Genomic DNA, 20,033 nt, shown 5'->3' with positions numbered 1-20,033 from the left:
ACGGAGTCGTCCGGGAGTCCTCATGGTGCGCCGCCCTTCTGTGGGGGTGAGGAGTTGGGGTGTGCGAGGCGTGAGTACATGACGGCTGCGAACGGGAGTCAAGGGGGCGTGCGTTCAGAAAATGAATGCTCAACTGCCCTGGCGAGCAAGGCGAATTGGCTGTGCACCGGATCTGACGTGAAGTCTTGACGGGTTCACGGGGCACCAGTTAACTCACGGCGTGAGCTAAGTCATGAGCTTCACCAGGGACGCCCGTCACCCCCAGAGGTTGCGGCGCGTACCCGAACCGGCCGAAGGGAAGTCCATGCGAAGAACCGCCCTGCTCGTCTCCGCAGCCCTGCTCACGGGGCTGCTCCCGCTCGCGTCGGCAGGCGCGGCGACCGGCGCTGAGGAACCGCCGCCGGTGCCCGTCGACCGCTTCGAGGGCGAGGTCCCCTTCGCGTCCCAGCCCGCGGAGGGCATCTTCACCTGGGGCGGCGACAGCGACGACCCGCCGAAGCTGGAGCTCGCCGCGCGCGACGACGCCCCCGAGGGCGACAAGGTCCTCTCCGGGACGTACGACATCAGCGGCTACGGCGGCTTCACCCACGACTTCGCCGCGAACGAGCCCGGCCACGACTGGTCCGCGCACAAGGGCATCCGCTTCTGGTGGGACGGGAAGAACTCCGGCAAGCGGGTCAACTTCGAGATCAAGGACGGCGGTGCGAACGGCGAGGCGTCCGAGCTGTGGACGACCTCGTTCACCGACGAGTGGACCGGCTGGCACCAGGTCGAGATCCCCTTCGCCGACTTCGCCTACCGCACCGACTACCAGCCCGTCGGCGGTATCGACCAGAACCTCGGCCTCACCGAGATGTGGGGCTACGCGCTCACCCTGCCCACCGGCACGCCCGGCACCTTCGCCATGGACGGAGTGGAGCTGTACGGCAAGGCCGACCCCGCCCTGACCACGAAGGTACTGACGGGCGCCTCCGTGTACCCGGTGAAGGAGGGCGGCACGGCCGGCGTGCGGATCTCCGTCGCCACCACCGGCTCCGCCCCGCTCGCCGAGCCGGTCACGGTCGCGTACGAGAGCGCGGGCGGCAGCGCCGGCGCGGGCACGGACTACACCCCGGTCAAGGGCGAGTTCACCTTCCCGGCCGGCACCGCTTCGGGCGCCACGCACACCGTGTCCGTACCGACCCTCAAGGACAAGGCGGCCGAGCCCGCCGAGACGATCCCCCTGAAGCTGACGGTCACCGGCGCCAAGGCACCCGCCGAGACCCCGCAGGTGGTGATCGACGCCCACGGCCTGCCCTACCTCGACGCCAGGCTCCCGGTGAAGCGGCGCGTCGCCGACCTGCTCTCCCGGATGTCCCTGGAGGAGAAGGCCGGCCAGATGACGCAGGCCGAGCGCAACGCGGTCGGTACGGGCGGCGACATCGCCGCGTACGACCTCGGCTCCCTGCTCTCCGGCGGCGGCTCGACACCGACGCCGAACACGGCCGCGGCCTGGGCGAAGATGATCGACGGCTTCCAGCTCCGGGCGCAGGCGACGCGGTTCCAGATCCCGCTGATCTACGGCGTGGACGCGGTGCACGGCCACAACAACCTCGTCGGCGCCACGGTCCTGCCGCACAACATCGGCATCGGCGCGACGCGCGACCCCGGGACGGCCGAGAAGGCGGGCGCGGTCACGGCCGCCGAGGTCCGCGCCACCGGCATCCCCTGGGACTTCGCGCCCTGTCTGTGCGTCACCCGCGACGAACGCTGGGGCAGGTCGTACGAGTCCTTCGGTGAGGACCCCGCCCTCGTGAAGCAGATGGAGACGGTCGTCCAGGGGCTCCAAGGGGCACGCGACGGCAAGGACCTCGACCGGGACGACAAGGTCCTCGCCACCGCCAAGCACTTCGTGGGCGACGGCGGCACCGCGTACGGCTCGTCGACCACCGGCTCGTACACCATCGACCAGGGCGTCACCAAGGTCACGCGGCAGGAGCTGGAGGCGGTGCACCTCGCGCCGTTCCAGGAGGCCGTGGACCGCGGGATCGGCACGGTCATGCCCTCGTACTCGTCGCTCGACATCATCGGTGACGACGAGGGCCCGGTGAAGATGCACGCCGACGCCGCCATGATCAACGGAGTTCTGAAGGACCGCATGGGCTTCGACGGCTTCGTCATCAGCGACTGGCAGGCCATCGACCAGCTCCCCGGCGACTACGCGTCCGACGTCCGTACGTCGGTCAACGCGGGCCTCGACATGATCATGGTCCCGACCGCGTACAAGGACTTCCGGACGACCCTGGTCGACGAGGTGAAGGCGGGCCGGATCAGCGAGCCGCGGATCGACGACGCCGTCTCGCGCATCCTGACCCAGAAGTTCAAGCTGGGCCTCTTCGAGAAGCCGTACGCCGACACGAGCGGGGCCGCCGCCATCGGCTCGGCCGGACACCGTGCCGTCGCCCGTACCGCCGCCGCCGAATCCCAGGTCCTCCTGAAGAACGATGGCGGCGTGCTCCCCCTCAAGAAGAGCCAGAAGGTGTACGTCGCCGGGTCCAACGCCGACGACATCGGCAACCAGACCGGCGGCTGGACCGTCACCTGGCAGGGCTCGTCCGGAAAGATCACTGACGGCACGACGGTTCTCGAAGGCATGAAGAAGGCCGCGCCCGGGGCCACCATCTCCTACTCCAAGGACGCCTCCGCGCCCACGGACGGCTATGACGTGGGCGTCGTCGTGGTCGGCGAGACCCCGTACGCGGAAGGGATCGGCGATGTCGGCAACGGCAACGACCTGGAGCTCACACCCGCCGACCAGGCCGCCGTGGACAAGGTGTGCGGCGCCATGAAGTGCGCGGTGCTCATCGTCTCCGGCCGCCCGCAGCTCATCGGCGACCGGCTCGGCGACATCGACGCGCTTGTCGCGTCCTGGCTGCCGGGCACGGAGGGCGACGGCGTCGCGGACGTCCTGTACGGGGCGAAGCCCTTCACCGGGCAGCTTCCTGTGACCTGGCCTAAGTCGCAGGCCCAGCTGCCGATCAACGTCGGGGACACGGCGTACGACCCGCAGTTCCCCTTCGGCTGGGGCCTGACGACGCTGCGTACCCCGCCGGGCGGCGGCACGCTCACCCTCAAGGCCCTCGCCCTCGCGGCCGCCGCGGCGCAGAAGGCCGGGTCGGCACAGGCCGGCCGCGCGGTGGTGGGCAAGGCGCGGCTGCTCGTCCAGCAGAAGGTGGGGCAGGACATCACGCCGGCGGTGGCCAAGCCGTTCGCCGACGCGGACCACCTGCTCCTGTCCGGACGCTATGCGGACGCGGTCGCGAAGCTGACCGAGGCGTACCGCGCCGCGTGAGAGGGCGCGGGGAGGGGCCCACCGCGGAGCCGGTGGGCCCCTCCTCGCAGTACATACGGCATACGGGTCCCTCCTGGGTTAGCGTCGAGGTATGAGGCCCACGCGTCGGGCATCGCGCCTGATATCCGTCCTGTCCGGTTCACTTCTCGCCCTGGGGGCCATGACGGCGGTGACACCGGGGGCCCAGGCGGCTGCCTCCGACGTCTCGACGGTGGCCGACGCACTGAAGAAGAGCCCCGTGTACGTCGACCCGGCCGCCTCCGCGCAGCTGTCCGCCGGGGACACCGACGCCCTGACCAAGAAGATCAAGGACGCGGACAAGCCCGTCATGGTGGCGGTGCTGCCCGCGAACTTCCCCACCCAGGACCTCTTCACCGACCTGCGCACCAAGACCGGCATCACCGGCGTCTACGCGGTGCGCCTCGGCCAGAAGTTCGACGCCAGGGCCGACAGCCGGGTCATGTCCCAGGACGCGGTCAGAAACCTGACGACCAGCGTCCAGGGCGAGAACGTCACCCGCCAGCTCAACGACTTCGTGGACACGGCCGTCCGTAACGCGCGCGGCTCGGCGCCCTCCGCGTGGGGCGCGGGCGGCGGTACCAGCGGCGCCCCGGTCGGCGCCCTGATCGGGATCGGCGCGGTCGTCGTCGCGGGCGGCGGCGCAGCGTACGCCGTGTCCCGCAGGCGGCGCCGGCAGCGGGAGGACGAGCAGCGGGCCGCCCTGGAGCAGCTCCGCGTGGTCGTCGACGAGGACATCACGGCGTTCGGCGAGGAGCTGGACCGCCTCGACTTCCACCCCGCCGAGCCCGGCGCCGACGACACGATGCGCGCGGACTACGAGCGGGCGCTCGACTCGTACGAGAAGGCGAAACAGCTCATGGCCGCCGCCCAGCGACCCGAGGAGGTGCGCGGGGTGACGCAGGCCCTGGACGACGGGCGGTTCTCGCTGGCCATGCTCGCCGCGCGCCGCGAAGGCCGGCCGCTGCCCGAGCGCCGGGTGCCCTGCTTCTTCGACCCGCGGCACGGGCCCTCCGTGACGGACGCGCTGTGGTCGCCCCCGTCCGGCGCCGAGCGGGAGGTGCCCGTCTGCGCGGCCGACGCGACGCGCCTCAAGGACGGCGCCGACCCCATGGTCCGCACGGTCGACACGGGTTACGGCGAGCGGCGCCCCTACTACGACGCGGGCCCGGCCTACGGCCCCTGGGCGGGCGGCTACTTCGGCGGCGGCATCCTGCCCGGACTCCTCCTCGGCACGTTGCTCGGCTCGATGATGTCGAGCCCCGCCTACGCCGCCGACTACGGCTCCGGATACGGAGACTTCGGCGCGGGAGCCGGATATGACGGCGGGGACTACTCGGGGGCGGACTTCGACTCGAACGACTTCGGGGACTTCGGAGGCGGCGGGGACTTCGGCGGCGGAGGCGACTTCGGGGGAGGCGGGGACTTCGGCGGCGGGTTCTGAGTCCTGCGGATCCTGAGTCCTGCGGGTCCTGAGCGCCGGGTCCGAAAACGGGAGGCGCGAGGGCCGGTGCCCCGGCTAGTCTGACGGCACTCTTACGAACCGCTTCCTCAGAAGTACGCCGCAGACGGGAAGCAAGCCGGCACGTACACACCGTGCGCGGTCCCGGAGGGGCGGCAGCGAGATTCCGCATGCCCCCTTCCGAAGGAGCTCCATCCCATGCGTACCGCGCGCACCCCGCGTATCGGCCTCGGCCTGCCCGTCGACGACCCCGCCGTCCTGCTCGACTGGGCCCGTCGCGCCGACGCGACCCCCTTCTCCACGCTCGGCCTCCTCGACCGGCTCGTGTACGACAACCCCGAGCCCCTGATCACCCTCGCCGCACTCGCCGGAGCCACCTCCCGCGTCCGCGTCCAGACCGAGGTGCTGCTGGCCCCGCACCACGGCACCGCCCTGCTCGCCAAGCAGACCGCGACCCTCGACCGGATGTCCGGCGGCCGCTTCACGCTCGGCATCGGTGTCGGCGGCCGTGAGGACGACTGCCGTGCCGCGGGCATCGACATCCGCCGCCGCGGCCGCCGCCTCGACGAGCAGATGGAGACCCTGCGCCGCACCTGGGCGGGCCACCCTTACGACGACGCCGAGGGCGTCGGCCCGATCGGCCCCGCCCCCGTCACCCCCGGCGGCCCCGAGGTCCTGTTCGGGGGCTTCGCACCGGCGGCCCTCGCCCGCGTGGCCCGCTTCGGCGACGGCTTCCTCGGCGCCGCGCTGCCCCCGCAGTGGATGGACCCGATGTTCCGCGACGTGGAGCGGCTGTGGGACGAGCACGGCCGCCCCGGCCGCCCGCGCCTGGTCGCCCAGGTCAATGTGGCGCTCGGCCCGGACGACCTGATCGCCCGCGCCCGCGACGCGATCACCGCGTACTACGGCTTCGACCCGCGCGCCGCGGGATCCGCCGAGCGCATGCTCGCCACACCCGCGCAGATCCGCGAGGCCGTCGCCGGCTTCACGGACATCGGCGCGGACGAGGTGATGCTCTACTGCTGGGGCACCGACCCCGACCAGGTCGACCGCCTGGCCGACGCGGTGTTCTGACGCCGTTTTCGCGCCTCACCGGTGCTCGCGCCGCGCCTCCTCGTACTCCCGCGCGGTCGGCTTCGCCACCTGCGCGCCCTCTCCGTGGAGGGCGCGCGAGAGGCGCACCCGGAGCCGCTCGGCCCGGGGTATGCGCCGTTGCACGCCGTTCACGTCGGTCTCCGGCCCGCTCTCCAGGGCCGGGGGCTGCTCGTGCGCGGTCAGGGTGTGCAGCTCGGCCTGGGTGAGCGGCTCGTGGATCTCGACGTACTCGCCGTGCGGAAGGCGCTTGATACGGCCCGACTCCCGTCCGTGCAGCACCAGTTCGCGGTCCCGACGCTGGAGCCCGAGGCAGATCCGCCGCGTGACGACGAAGGTGATCACCGGGCCCACGACGAGCGCGACACGCACGAACCAGGTGACCGCGTTCAGCGACACATGGAAGCGCGTGGCCCAGATGTCGTTGCCGCCGCCCACCAGGGCCACGAGGAAGAACGTCAGCCAGGCCACCCCGAGCCCTGTGCGGACCGGCCGGTTGCGCGGCCGGTCCAGGAGGTGGTGCTCGCGCCGGTCGCCCGTGACCCAGGCCTCCAGATACGGATACACGCCGATCACGACGAGCACCGCGGGGAAGACGATCAGCGGGACGAGCACACCGAGGGCCAGCGTGTGCCCCCACCATGTGATCTCCCAGCCCGGCATCACCCGCAGCAGCCCCTCCGCGAACCCCAGGTACCAGTCCGGCTGCGCCCCCGTGGACACCTGGTCGACGCGGTAAGGCCCGTAGTTCCAGACGGGGTTGATGGACGCGACGGCCGCGAGGAACGCGACGACGCCGAACACCAGGAAGAAGAAGCCGCCGGCCTTGGCGAGGTAGACGGGGAAGAAGGGCGCCCCCACGACATTGCGCTCGGTTCTTCCCGGCCCCGGGAACTGGGTGTGCTTGTGATGGACGACCAGGATCAGATGGGTCACCACGAGCGCCGCCATGATGCCGGGGAACAGCAGCACGTGCACCGAGTAGAACCGCCCCACGATGTCGTGCCCGGGGAACTCCCCGCCGAAGAGGAACATCGACAGATACGTCCCGACGATGGGCACCGACAGGATCGCCCCGTCGAGGAAGCGCATACCCGTACCGGAGAGCAGGTCGTCCGGCAGCGAGTACCCCAACAGGCCCTCGAACAGGCCGATCAGGAGCAGCGTCCAGCCGAACACCCAGTTGAGCTCGCGCGGTTTGCGGAACGAGCCCGTGAAGAAGTGCCGCATCATGTGCAGGAGCATCGCCGCGACGAAGATCAGCGCCGCCCAGTGGTGGATCTGCCGGATCAGCAGTCCGCCCCGGACGTCGAAGCTGATGTCGAGCGTGGAGGCGTACGCCTCGGACATCCGGATCCCGTCCAGCGGGACGTAACTGCCGTGGTACTCCACCTCGTTCATCGACGGGTGGAAGAACAGGGTGAGATAGACCCCGGTGAGGACCAGGATCACGAACGTGTACAGGCAGACCTCGCCGAGCAGGAAGGACCAGTGGTCCGGGAAGACCTTGCGCAGGTACTTCCTGGACAGGGTGTGCAGGCCGAGGCGGCCGTCCGCCCAGTCCGCGAGCCGCTCACCGGCCGGTGCCGGCCCTCTCTCCCGCGCCGTCCCCGTGCTGCCTTCCGCGGCCCTCTCGGACATCAGGCTCGCTCCTCCCCTGGGCGCTCACCGCATGGGTGCTCGCCACTTGGACGGAAGGGACGGGCCGGAATGTGACATCACGGAGGCGCCAGGTGACCCACATCACATCTACGTAGGCCCGGTCAGCCTGGAAGCTTCGACTGCCAGCGCGTGAAGATCTCCTCCGGGGCGCCGTGGCACGACCACGGGACGCGGGTCGCGTGCCCGTCGAGAAGCCGGAAGAGGTGCGCGGCCTCGTCGGTGAGGTCGGCGTAACAGGACGCGTGCGCAAGGGTGTTGAGATCCGCGATGTCCTGCGCGTACGTGTACTGCCGCTGCGCGATCCACAGGTGCCAGGTGCGCCGGGCCTGCGACGCGCTGTTCTCGTTGTTCCAGAACTGGAGCAGGCCGATCGCCTGGGAGCCCTCGCGCTCGACGCGGTAGCGGTACTCCTCGACCCGGGCGACCTGCGGCAGCACGGCGAGCGGCGATCCGGGCGGGAGGGTCGCCGTCACATCCTGCGCGAAGTTGTACATGACGCCGTGCGAGCCGTGCCAGCGCGCCGAAAGGTGGCGCAGCACCTGGTGGTTGCCCTCGCGGTTGTACGGGTCACGCTGGTGCAGCTCTTTCCACCAGAGCTCCATGGACGGGTGCCCGCCGGGGAACAGGCGGGCGACCGTCAGGAGCGAGACCCAGGGCATCGGATCCGCGGGAAACGCCTCGGCCGCCCGCAGCGCTGTGCGCACGGCCCGCTCCAGCTGGTCCGGGTCGACCGCGTTCCCCGGGCCGGCCGCCATCGCCAGGTTGAACGCCCGCATCACCTCGGTCTCGGCCCGCAGGACCAGCGCGTCGGCGTTCCGCGGCTGCGACTCGTGCCAGGACTCGGCGACGGACGTGCCCGCGGTGGCCTGGGCGAGCAGACGCATCCGGAACGTCCGCCGGTCCCAGTCGGAGCCGGCCGCCGCGCACAGCTCGGGCAGTCCTTGCCAGCGACCGATCGTGATGTCCGCGCGGGCCTCCGCCAGGGCCCGGTCGCCGTTCGTGGGATCGAAACGGACGGTCATCGGCGTCCTCACCAGTCAGTAGTCGGTGGTGGTCGGTGGTGGTCCTGGGTGGGGTCGGCCGGTCCGCCGCCGGGGGTGGGCGCTGCTCAGAAGTCCGTGGACAGGGTGTCGCCGGACGATGCCGCGTACACCGGCGCCTGGTGCCCGTACTCGGCGTGCACCTGCTCCGAGCGCGCCGCGTCCAGGCGGGCGGGCCGGTAGTAGGCGGAGCCCTTGGCGCGGTACCAGAGCATCGGGACGAGACCCACGGCGATGCCGCCGACACCGATCGAGACGGCCGTGCCCGACAGGCTGCCGAGGGACTCGACGAACACCCAGATCATGAAGAGCGAGCCGGTCAGCGGCCACAGACCGCCGAAGAAGAAATTGGCCGCCGACTTGAACAGCAGCTTGCGGTACGCCACGACGACGGCGAGGCCCGCGAGGCCGTAGTAGACCGCGATCTGCAGTCCGATCGCGGCGACGGCGTCCTCCAGGACGGCCGAGACCGAGCCGAGCGCGGTCGACGCCACGAAGAGGGCGAGGGCGACGACACCGACGACGACGATCGCGACCCACGGCGTCTGCCAGCGGGGGTGGGACCTGCCGAGGGCGGAGGGCAGTGTCCGGTCGCGGCCCATGGAGAAGAGGGAGCGCGTCACCTGGATCAGGGTGGTCTCCAGGGTGGCGATGGTGGACAGCATCACCGCGACGATCAGCAACTCGCCGCCGGGGCCCGGCAGTACGCGCTCGCCGAGCAGCCCCATGATGTTGTCGCTGGTCGCGATCTCCTTGGGCGTGAGCAGCATGTTGGTGGTGATCGTGAAGACCTCGAAGAGGACGAACACGATGCCGACGCCGATCAGCCCGGCGAGCCCCGAGGTCTTCCGGCTGTTACGGGTCTCCTCGCTGAGGTTGCTGGTGACGTCCCAGCCCCAGTAGTAGAACGCGGCGATCAGCGCGCCCGCGGCGAACCCGGACGCCCCGTCGAAGTGCCCGAACCCCAGCCAGGACCAGGAGAATTCGTTGACCCGCTTATCGCTGAACACCGCGGCGCCGGCCACCGCGAGCAGGATGACCAGCTCGATCCCGGACATCAGGAGCTGGGCGTGGACGGTCAGTTTGGCGCCCATGAGCACGACGACCAGCATGGCCAGGAACCAGACCGCGCCCACGGCCGCGGCGAGCGCGGTGTTGTCGGCATGGGAGGGGGCGACGAGTTCGAGCGTCATGGCGCCGGCCGGGAGCGAGCCCGCGACCATGAAGATGGTCGCCGAGATCACCAGGGACCAGCCGCTGATGAAGCCGAGGAAGGGGTGCAGGGCGCGGCCGACCCAGGAGTAGCTGGCGCCGGCGTTCACGTCGAGGCGGCCCAGGTAGGTGAAGGCCCAGGCGATGCCGAGCATGGGTATCGCGCAGTAGAGGAGCGCGGCCGGTGCGGCGAGGCCCACCGTGCCGATCAGCACGGCGGTGGTGGCGGCGATCGAGTAGGCGGGCGCGCTGCCCGCCACGGCCATCACGATGCTGTCGGAGGTGCCGAGGGCATTGGCCTGAAGCCCTCTGTTCGTGCTCATGGGATCGGTGGCGCCTTTCGGGGAACGGCAGAAGGCCTGCCCTGCGGCGCCACCGGGGCGCGACGGGGAGGGGGGGAGACCTCTGGGGGCGAGCGGAGTCGATTCGAGCGGAGTCGATCGCTCGGCAGTCGCACGCAGCGTAGCGCCGTGTGATGCTCAAGTGAAGGGAGAGCAACGAGTCGTCTCACGTGACGGAATTACCGGAAAGTAGCCTTCAATTTCCTTTTCCGCGGCCCGTGTTGCCGCTCGCGCAGACCCCCGTGTACGACGAGAGCCCGCCCTTCGTCCGCGAGGGACGGGAAGGACGGGCGTGCTCGTGGTGCGGGGAGCCGTGAGGGGCGGGCTCGCGGCGTCGGCGTCAGGCGGCGTTCTTGATCGCCGAGATGTCGAAGGTCAGCTTGATCTTGTCCGAGACGAGGACGCCGCCGGTCTCCAGGGCCGCGTTCCAGGTCAGGCCCCACTCGGAGCGCAGGATCTCGGACTTGCCCTCGAAGCCGACGCGCTCGTTGCCGAACGGGTCCGTGGCCGCGCCGTTGAACTCGAGGTCGATCGTGAGCGGCTTCGTGGTGCCGAGGATCGTCAGGTCGCCGGTCATCCGGTAGTCGTCGCCGCCCAGGGACTCGGCGGAGGTGGAGCGGAACGTCATCGTCGGGAACTCGTCCGTCTTGAAGAAGTCGGAGCTCTTCAAGTGGGTGTCACGGTCGGCGGAGCCGGTGTCGATGCTGGTCATGGTGACGTCGATCGACGCGGTCGACTTCGACGGGTCCGCGCCGTCCAGGTGCAGGGTGCCCGACGACTGGGTGAAAGAGCCCTTGACGTTGGTGACCATGGCGTGGCGGGCCACGAAGCCGATCGTGGTGTGCGCCGGGTCGATGGCGTAGTCGCCGGTCAGGGCGGCGAGGTCGGGGTTGACCGCGCCGGTGGCGGCGGGGGCGGCGTCGTTCTTGCGGCCGAAGAGACCCATGATTGCTCCTTGGGGACGGGGCGTGTCGGGGAGAGTTCGTTGAATGTTTAACGTTCAACGAGACCGACTGTAGCGCCGTTCTGTTCAACTTTCAACATCCAACACCTGGTGTCGTCTCGATTACACCGCGTCGCCATCCGACGCGCTCTGGCGGACGCGCGTAGAACTCGGGCACTATCTCCTTGCTCCACCTGCACAGCCGTCTCACAGCCAGCACGGTCACCAGCAGGAAGGACTTCCTCCCCATGAGAATCCGCTCGGTCGTGAGCGCCCTCGCGCTCGTACTCGGCGCCCTCTTCGCCCCCGGCTTCGGTGTGTTCAGCTCCGCCACCGACGCCCAGGCCGCCACCAAGATCAGCCACGCCACCGCGACCTCCATGTTCAGCCAGGTCGGCATCACCTGGTCGTCCTCCGGCGGCTGCTCCGACCGCAACAACTCCACCTGTACGTCCTTCGACCAGCTCAACCTCGCCACCGCCCAGGGCGCCCAGACCCTCAAGCGCGCCACCGGCTGCGCGCTGAACATCACCGGTGGCACCGAGACCGGTCACGCGAGCGGCACCTACTCGCACTGGAACGGCTACAAGCTCGACTACGGCAAGAACACCTGCGTCACGAACTACATCAAGAACACGTTCACGTACATCGGCCTGCGCGGCGACGGAGCCCCGCAGTACCAGTCGGCCTCCGGCAACATCTACGCCGACGAGGGCAACCACTGGGACGTCCTCTACTACAACTGCGGCGGCTGCTGACCGAACCGGAGCCCGCACACGGTGACTTGGACTTCCGGGCGGTGGTTGTTGGACTGCCGCCGCCCGGAAGTGCCGAGTCCGTTGACCGGCCGCGCCCGCGCCGGATACCCAGTCCCCTATGTCACGAAGATCTCGCGCCGCCTGTGCCGTCGCGGTCGCCGCCGCATCGTCCGCCGTGTTCGCCCTCACGGGCCCCGTACTGCCCGCCGCCGCCGACCCCGCGCCCGCCGTGGCGCAGGCCGTCATCGGATCCGCGCAGCTGTCCGTAGCCGTCGCCGACGACTTCCCGCGCGTCCTCGCGTACACCGACCGCGCCTCCGGGGCCGAGCTCCTCGGCAGTACGAACCCGGTGGACAAGGTCACCCTGAACGGCAAGGCGTACGCGGTCGCCGTGCAGGGCGCCCCGGTCCTCACCGGGTCCAAGGCCTCGTACACGCTGACCTTCCCGGACCTCTCCGGCGTCGAGATCGACGCCTCGCTGAGCGTCAGCGGGCGCGCGACGACCTTCAAGGTGACCGCCGTGCGCGACACCGCGGCCTTCCGGGTCGGCACGATCGACATACCCGGGCACGACCTCGTCTCCGTGGGCAGTGCGGACGGCGGTGCCGAGACCGCGTTCACGACGCTGGACAACGACTCGACGCGGACCGCCGACGTCTTCGCCAAGGTCGTGGCGGACACCCCGGCCGACGCCTCGCCCGTCGGCGCCTCGTACGCCATCGTCAACACGGGGCGGCTCGCCGCCGCCGTCGAGTCCAACTCCACGTACGACAAGCCGAGCGGCAAGACCGGCGGCGACGACGCCCGCTTCTGGCACCAGGCGCGCAAGTCGGCCGACGGCTCCACCCGCGTCGGCGTCTGGTCGGGCCAGTGGACCTACCGAGGCGAGGGAGCCCCGGCGCCGGACAAGGACCTGCCATGGGCCAAGGTCGTCGTCACGCCCGACGCGAACGGCGACGGCAACGTCGACTGGCAGGACGGTGCGGTCGCCTTCCACTCGATCGGTGTGAAGGCGAAGGGCAGCGACGGCACCCCCGACCGGGTCATCACGCACATCCCGTTCAACTTCGCCAGCCAGGCCACGCACCCCTTCCTGCGCACGCTCGACGACGTCAAGCGGATCTCGCTCGCGACCGACAACCTCGGCCAGTTCGCCCTGCTCAAGGGCTACGCCTCCGAGGGCCACGACTCCGCGCACCCCGACTACGGCGGCAACACCAACAAGCGTGCCGGCGGCCTGAAGGACCTCAACAAGCTGCTCAAGGGCGGCAAGAAGTTCGGCACCAGCTTCGGCGTGCACGTGAACGCCACCGAGGCGTACCCCGTCGCCAAGCACTTCACCGGCGACCTCGTCGACCCCAAGGCCCCGGGCTGGAACTGGCTCGACCAGAGCTACTACATCGACCAGCGCCGTGACATCAACAGCGGTGACCTCGCCGCCCGGTTCAAGCAGCTGCGCGAGGAGACCGACCCGAACCTCACGACGATCTACCTCGACGTCTACTACACGCACGGCTGGATCGCGGAGAAGACCGCCGAGGCCGTCCGCGCCCAGGGCTGGAGCCTGGCCTCCGAGTGGGCCGACAAGTTCGAGCGCGAGTCGCTGTGGTCGCACTGGGCCAACGACCTCGATTACGGGCCCAAGACCGACAAGGGCCTCAACTCGAAGATCATCCGCTTCATCCGCAACGGCGAGAAGGACGTCTGGAACAGCGACCCGGTCCTCGGCCAGAGCGCCGTCGACGAGTTCGAGGGCTGGACCGGCGAGAACGACTGGAACGCCTTCTACGACAACGTCTGGCAGCGCGACCTGCCCGCCAAGTTCCTCCAGCACCAGCAGATCACCCGCTGGGACGGCAACGACATCGCCTTCACCGGCGGGCTCCGCGGCACCGTCGAGGACGGCCGGCGCACCTTCTACGACCACGGCAGGAAGGTCCTCGACGGGACGGCCTATCTGCTCCCGTGGGACGGCGGCAAGAAGCTGTACCACTACAACAAGGACGGCGGTACGACGAGCTGGGCCGTGCCCGGATCCTCGTACACCGTCTACCGGCTCACCGACAACGGCCGCGTGAAGACCGGCACCGTGCGGGCCTCCGGCGGCAAGGTCACGCTGAAGGCCGACGCCGGGCAGCCGTACGTGCTCTACCCCGCGGACAAGACGCCCGACGCGGTCGACCCGGCCTGGGGCGAGGGCACGCACGTCAAGGACCCCGGCTTCAACGACGCCCGCCTCGCCGCCTGGGACAAGGACGGCAGGGTCGGGCGCGACACCGACGACCACGGCCGCAACAGCGCCGCCCTGAGCGGGACCGGCACCGCCGCGATCGAGCAGCGCGTGAGCGGCCTCGATGCGGGCAAGCGCTACACCGCCTCCGCCTGGGTCGAGGTCGAACCCGGCAAGTCCCGCCGTACGACGCTCAGCGCGGGCGGCAAGTCGGTCGCGGTCGAGCGCTCCACGCTGCAGAACGGCGTCGCCTCCAGCGACTGGGGCGGCACCTACATGCAGCGCGTGAAGGCCACCTTCACGGCGCCCGCGAACGGCCGCACCACGCTGCGGATCGAGGCCGCCAAGGGTTCGTCCGCGAAGGTCCGCATCGACGACGTCCGTCTCGTGAGCAACGCCCCGTCGACGAAGCCCGGCACCGTCGTGCACGAGGACTTCGAGGACGTCGACCAGGGCTGGGGCCCCTTCGACAAGGGTGACGCCGGCGGCGTCACGGACCCGCGCACGCACATCGCGCAGAAGAACGCCCCGTACACCCAGGCCGGCTGGAACGGGAAGCTCGTCGACGACGTCATCGGCGGCGGCGAGTCCCTGAAGTCCCACGAGGAGAACGCCGGCGTCGTCTACCGCACGTCCCCGGCCGACGTGCCGATGGCGGACGGGCACGCCTACAAGGTCGCGTTCGACTACCAGTCCAGCCACGCGGGCGCCTACCAGTGGGTGAGCGGCTACGACCGCATCGCCGCCGACGGCACCCCCGACCAGGTCGAGACCGCGAGCACCCCGATCGGGCAGCAGCGCACCACGGGCCACTACGAGGGCACCGTCACGGCGGGCTGCGGCGACACCTGGACCGGTCTGCGCAAGCTCGACGGGGCACCGGACGGCGCAGACTTCGTCCTCGACGACTTCACCGTCACCGACCTCGGCCCGGCCGAGGAGAAGGCGGCCTGCGGCACCCTCGCCCTGAAGTCGGACGAGACGCTGGAGCCCGGTCAGAAGAACAAGGTCGAGGCCACCTTCACCAACTACGAGGCGAGTGAGGTCAAGGGCGCGTCCCTCTCGCTCGACCTTCCCGAGGGCTGGCAGGCCGAGCCCGCGGGCCCGGTCGCGCTCGACCCGGTCGCTCCAGGCGCCAAGGCGACGGCCACCTGGCAGGTCACCCCGCCGGTCGACGCCAAGTACCAGCCGTATCAGCTGAGTTCGAAGGCGACGTACAGCGTCGGGGACAGTGCGCGGACGCTGACCGCGGGCGCCACCGTGCGCACGCTCCCGCCGCCGCCCACCGCGGACACGTACGCCAGTGACCTGGACTGGACGGCCATGGACAACGGCTGGGGTCCCGCGGAGAAGGACATGGAGAACGGCGAGACCGGCGCCGGCGACGGCAAGCCGCTGACCGTCAACGGCACCGTCTACGCCAAGGGCCTCGGCACCGCGTCCCCCGGGAAGATCCGCTACTACCTGGGCGGCCGCTGCACCTCGTTCACCGCCGAGGTCGGCCAGGACGACTCTCAGGGGACGCGTGGCAGCGTGCAGTTCTCCGTCGAGGCGGACGGCACCCAGAAGGTCCAGTCGCCGGTCCTCAAGGCCGCCGACAACGCCTGGTCGCTGACCGCGGACGTGACCGGCGCCAAGTACGTCGACCTGATCACGGGCGACGGCGGCGACGGACCGGGCAACGACCACGCCGACTGGGGCAACGCCCGCTTCCACTGCGGTAGTTGATCCCACCGCGCCCCCCGGGGCCCCGCTCCCAGCGGCGGGGCCCCTTCCGCGCACCCCGTAGACAGCGCTTTCTACGCCTGATTAGGTGCACCTCCATGACACCCACGCGCCGCACGTTCCTCATCGCGTCAACTCTCCTGGCAGGGGCGGCACTTGCCCCGCCCGCCCATGCCGCCGGCGCTTCGGACGCTTCCGACGACGAGTTCGACACCCTCCGCAAGCGTTGGCTGGAGATCTCCCTCGGCACCGGCTACGACGCCACCGCCGAGCCCTACGCCTCGCGCCTGAAGGAACTCGGAGAACTCGCCCGCGGCTTCAGAGCGACGATGGCCCCGACCGCCACGTCCCTCTGGCCCGGCTACCCCTTCGACCCGCCGGCCGGCATCACCCAGGCCTACAACCGCCTGTGGACGATGACCCAGGCCTACGCCCAGGAGGGCACGGGATCCACCGGCGACGCGGGCCTCCTCGCCGACATCGTCAAGGGCCTCGACCACCTCGCCACGACCGTCTACAACGCGACCACCACGCGATACGGGAACTGGTGGGAGTGGCAGATCGGCAGCCCCCGCCTCCTGATGGACATCGTCGCCGTCCTTCACGAGCACCTCACGCAGGACCGGCGCGACGCCGCCTTCGCCGCCGTCGACCACTTCATCCCCGACGCTGTCCTGCGCGACTACTCAGGCACCTCCACCGGCGCCAACCGCGTCGACCTGTGCCGCTCGGTCGCCCTGCGCGGCATCCTCGGCAGGAACGCCGACAAGACGGCCCTGGCCCGCGACGCCCTCTCGCCCGTCTTCCCCTATGTCACCAAGGGGGACGGCCTCTACGCCGACGGCTCGTTCATCCAGCACACGTACATCGCCTACTCGGGCACCTACGGACAGGTCATGCTCGACGGGCTCGGCCGGCTCTTCTCGCTGCTCGCCGGGTCGACGTGGGCCGTCACCGACCCGAACCGGCAGATCATCCTCGACAGCGTCGAGCACGCCTACGCCCCGCTCCTGTTCGACGGCCTGATGATGGACAGCGTCAACGGCCGTGCCATCAGCCGCGGTTACCTTCGCAGCGACGACCTCAAGGTCATGCGCAGCGACCACTTCCACGGCCAGGGCCTGATCGCCGCCATGGCGCAGCTCGCCGCCGGCGCGAGCGCGGCCGAGCGCGAGCGCTGGCACGGGCGGATCAAGGGCTGGATCGAGCGGGACACGGTCACGCCCCTGCTGACCGCCAGGCAGTTCGGGGTCGCCGACCTGTCCCGGCTGCACGCCGTCGCGGACTCCGCCGTCGCGGCCGCGCCCGAGCCCGTAGGACATCAGCTGTTCGCCGCCATGGACCGCGCGGTGCACAAGCGCCCCGGCTTCGCCGCGAACATCTCCATGTCCTCGGACCGGATCGCGTACTACGAGTGCGGCAACGGCGAGAACCCGCGCGGCTGGCACACGGGCGCCGGCATGCTCTCGTGGTGGGCGGCCGGGAAGCGCAGCGATCGGGCCGATCAGTACACAGACTGGTTCTGGCCGACCGTTGACTTCTACCGGCTGCCCGGCACGACCGTCTCCACCAAGCGCCTCGCCGACAAGGCCGGCGGCGAGTGGGGCGCGGCCCGGCCCGACGTGAAGTGGGTCGGCGGCGCCACCGACGGCGAGTTCGCCGCGGTCGGACAGCACGTCAAGGGCCTCGGCTCGACGCTCCAGGCCCGCAAGTCGTGGTTCTGCCTCGCCGACACGGTCGTGTGCCTGGGGGCGGGGATCACGGCGGCCGACGGCGTCCCCGTGGAGACCGTCGTCGACAACCGCAACCTCGGCGAGGGCGGCACCCAGACCTTCACCGTCGACGGCGCCGCCCGCGCCCGCTGGGCCCACCTGGAGGGCCACGGCGGCTGGGTCTTCCCCGGCGGCGCCCCGCTGCGCCACCTGCGTCAGGACCGCACCGGCGCCTGGTCCGACATCAACACCACCAGCTCCACCGAGCGCCGCACCCGCCGTTGGCAGACGCTCTGGCTCGACCACGGCACGGACCCCACCGACGCCGCGTACGCCTATCTGCTGATGCCGGGCGCCTCGAAGCAGGACCTCGCGCGGCGCGCGGGCGACCGCCACTGGCTGTCGGTCCTCGCCAACACGGCCGCCGCCCAGGCCGTCGCCGTGCCCTCCCTCGGCGTGAGCGCGGCGAACTTCTGGCAGGCCGGGAGCGCGGGGGACCTCACGGTGTCGGCTCCCGCAAGTGTCCTCTTGCGCAGGCAGGGACGCACCGCGACGCTGACCGTCAGCGAACCGCCGCGCACGGGGGAGCCCGTGGACCTCACCTGGGACCGGCCCGTGCGCCGCGTCGTCAGCCACGACCCCTCGGTCGAAGTGCTCGGCACGGGCCGTAGGCTGCGGCTGCGCGTCACTCCGGGGGCGGCATGTGTGAGCCATCGGTGTGAGGTGACTCTCAACTGAGCCATTTGTGTGACCCCTACAAGGCAGCGGGGCCCTGAGCAGTCACTTCGCCTGCATGGCGACGGCGTTCTGTTCGGGGGTACCAGGAAAACGGGCCGGAGACTGTACGGAGTCGACGGCCCGTTTTGCTTGGTCGCCTTCGTAAGGTCGCTACATGACCGTTTTGGACGACACCGCCTCAGCCGGCTCCGCCGGGGATGAGCCCACCGACGCGCGCGGACGCGTCGCCGAGCTGCACGCGATCCGTGAGGAGGCGCTGCGCGGGCCCAGTGACAAGGCGACCGAGGCTCAGCACGCGAAGGGCAAGCTGACCGCACGCGAGCGGATCGAGCTGCTGCTCGACGCGGGATCGTTCAACGAGGTCGAGCAGCTGCGCCGGCACCGGGCGACCGGCTTCGGCCTGGAGGCCAAGAAGCCCTACACCGACGGTGTCATCACCGGCTGGGGCACGGTCGAGGGCCGCACGGTCTTCGTCTACGCGCACGACTTCCGCATCTTCGGCGGCGCCCTGGGCGAGGCCCACGCCACCAAGATCCACAAGATCATGGACATGGCCATCGCGGCCGGTGCCCCGCTGGTCTCCCTGAACGACGGCGCGGGCGCCCGTATTCAGGAGGGCGTCTCCGCTCTCGCCGGCTACGGCGGCATCTTCCAGCGCAACACCAAGGCGTCCGGCGTCATCCCGCAGATCAGCGTGATGCTCGGCCCGTGCGCCGGCGGCGCGGCCTACAGCCCCGCCCTCACCGACTTCGTCTTCATGGTCCGCGAGACCTCGCAGATGTTCATCACCGGACCGGACGTCGTCAAGGCGGTCACCGGCGAGGAGATCACCCAGAACGGCCTCGGCGGCGCGGACGTGCACGCCGAGACCTCGGGCGTCTGCCACTTCGCGTACGACGACGAGGAGACCTGCATCGCCGAGGTCCGCTACCTCATCTCGATGCTGCCCTCCAACAACCGCGAGAACCCGCCGACCGTGGCCTCCGAGGACCCCGCCGAGCGCCGCTCGGACGTCCTGCTCGACCTGGTCCCGGCCGACGGCAACCGCCCGTACGACATGACCAAGGTCATCGAGGAGCTCGTCGACGACGGCGACTACCTCGAGATCCACGAGCGCTGGGCGCGCAACATCATCTGCGCCCTGGCCCGCCTGGACGGTCAGGTCGTCGGCATCGTCGCCAACCAGCCCTCGTCCCTCGCGGGCGTCCTGGACATCGAGGCCAGCGAAAAAGCTGCCCGCTTCGTCCAGATGTGCGACGCTTTCAACATTCCGATCGTGACCCTCCTGGACGTTCCCGGCTTCCTGCCCGGTGTCGACCAGGAGCACGGCGGGATCATTCGGCACGGCGCCAAGCTGCTGTACGCGTACTGCAACGCCACCGTGCCGCGGATCTCGCTCATCCTGCGCAAGGCGTACGGAGGTGCCTACATCGTCATGGACTCGCAGTCGATCGGTGCCGACCTCACCTACGCGTGGCCCACCAACGAGATCGCCGTGATGGGCGCAGAGGGCGCCGCCAACGTCATCTTCCGCCGTCAGATCGCCGAGGCCGAGGACCCCGAGGCCATGCGCACCCGCATGGTGAAGGAGTACAAGGCCGAGCTGATGCACCCGTACTACGCGGCCGAGCGGGGCCTGGTCGACGACGTCATCGACCCCGCCGAGACCCGCGAGGTGCTCATCCGCGCCCTCGCGATGCTGCGCACGAAGCACGCCGACCTGCCTTCGCGCAAGCACGGCAACCCCCCGCAGTAACCCCACAAGGAGA

At 70.4% G+C, this 20,033-nt stretch carries 11 protein-coding genes; 7 read left to right on the top strand and 4 right to left on the bottom strand.

Features of this window, described 5'->3' with window-relative positions; all coding sequences use genetic code 11:
* Positions 1-304: 304 nt before the first annotated feature.
* From OG456_RS11010 to OG456_RS11000, 3 genes are all read left to right on the top strand, one after another.
* Positions 305-3,331, top strand: coding sequence for a glycoside hydrolase family 3 N-terminal domain-containing protein (locus OG456_RS11010; RefSeq protein ID WP_266559711.1), 3,027 nt, complete (start codon positions 305-307; stop codon positions 3,329-3,331).
* Between the two features lie 91 nt (positions 3,332-3,422).
* Positions 3,423-4,793: a hypothetical protein gene (locus OG456_RS11005; RefSeq protein WP_266559703.1), complete on the top strand. Its 1,371-nt coding sequence runs from the start codon at positions 3,423-3,425 to the stop codon at positions 4,791-4,793.
* Positions 4,794-5,009: 216 nt separating this feature from the next.
* Positions 5,010-5,885: an LLM class flavin-dependent oxidoreductase gene (locus OG456_RS11000; RefSeq protein WP_266559701.1), complete on the top strand. Its 876-nt coding sequence runs from the start codon at positions 5,010-5,012 to the stop codon at positions 5,883-5,885.
* A 15-nt stretch (positions 5,886-5,900) separates the two neighbouring features.
* On the opposite strand, the gene OG456_RS10995 is transcribed toward OG456_RS11000, so the two are convergent.
* The 4 genes from OG456_RS10995 to OG456_RS10980 form a co-directional block, all read right to left on the bottom strand.
* Entirely contained in the window at positions 5,901-7,544 is a 1,644-nt protein-coding gene (locus OG456_RS10995; protein ID WP_266559699.1) for a cytochrome bc complex cytochrome b subunit, read from the bottom strand.
* Between the two features lie 122 nt (positions 7,545-7,666).
* On the bottom strand, positions 7,667-8,587 hold the full coding sequence (locus OG456_RS10990; protein WP_266559697.1) for a hypothetical protein: 921 nt from the start codon (positions 8,585-8,587) through the stop codon (positions 7,667-7,669).
* Positions 8,588-8,673: 86 nt separating this feature from the next.
* Entirely contained in the window at positions 8,674-10,140 is a 1,467-nt protein-coding gene (locus OG456_RS10985; RefSeq protein WP_266559695.1) for an APC family permease, read from the bottom strand.
* Positions 10,141-10,498: 358 nt separating this feature from the next.
* A complete protein-coding gene (locus tag OG456_RS10980; RefSeq protein ID WP_266559693.1) occupies positions 10,499-11,104 on the bottom strand; it encodes a YceI family protein in 606 nt (201 codons plus the stop codon).
* Between the two features lie 245 nt (positions 11,105-11,349).
* Between OG456_RS10980 and OG456_RS10975 the strand changes: the two genes are divergently transcribed.
* The 4 genes from OG456_RS10975 to OG456_RS10960 all read left to right on the top strand — a co-directional run bounded on the left by OG456_RS10975 (position 11,350) and on the right by OG456_RS10960 (position 20,020).
* Entirely contained in the window at positions 11,350-11,859 is a 510-nt protein-coding gene (locus OG456_RS10975) for a hypothetical protein (RefSeq protein WP_266559691.1), read from the top strand.
* A 118-nt stretch (positions 11,860-11,977) separates the two neighbouring features.
* Positions 11,978-15,817 carry an endo-alpha-N-acetylgalactosaminidase family protein gene (locus OG456_RS10970; protein ID WP_266559689.1) on the top strand — a complete coding sequence of 1,280 codons (3,840 nt, stop codon included), beginning with the start codon at positions 11,978-11,980 and terminating at the stop codon, positions 15,815-15,817.
* Positions 15,818-15,912: 95 nt separating this feature from the next.
* Positions 15,913-18,264 carry a polysaccharide lyase 8 family protein gene (locus OG456_RS10965; RefSeq protein ID WP_266559687.1) on the top strand — a complete coding sequence of 784 codons (2,352 nt, stop codon included), beginning with the start codon at positions 15,913-15,915 and terminating at the stop codon, positions 18,262-18,264.
* Between the two features lie 154 nt (positions 18,265-18,418).
* Positions 18,419-20,020, top strand: coding sequence for an acyl-CoA carboxylase subunit beta (locus OG456_RS10960; protein ID WP_266559685.1), 1,602 nt, complete (start codon positions 18,419-18,421; stop codon positions 20,018-20,020).
* Positions 20,021-20,033: the final 13 nt, after the last annotated feature.

The organism is Streptomyces sp. NBC_01446, assembly GCF_026340095.1.
Lineage (GTDB): Bacteria > Actinomycetota > Actinomycetes > Streptomycetales > Streptomycetaceae > Streptomyces > Streptomyces aureus.
Note: the sequence above shows the minus strand (reverse complement) of the source record. Positions and strands in the feature narration are given on the sequence as shown.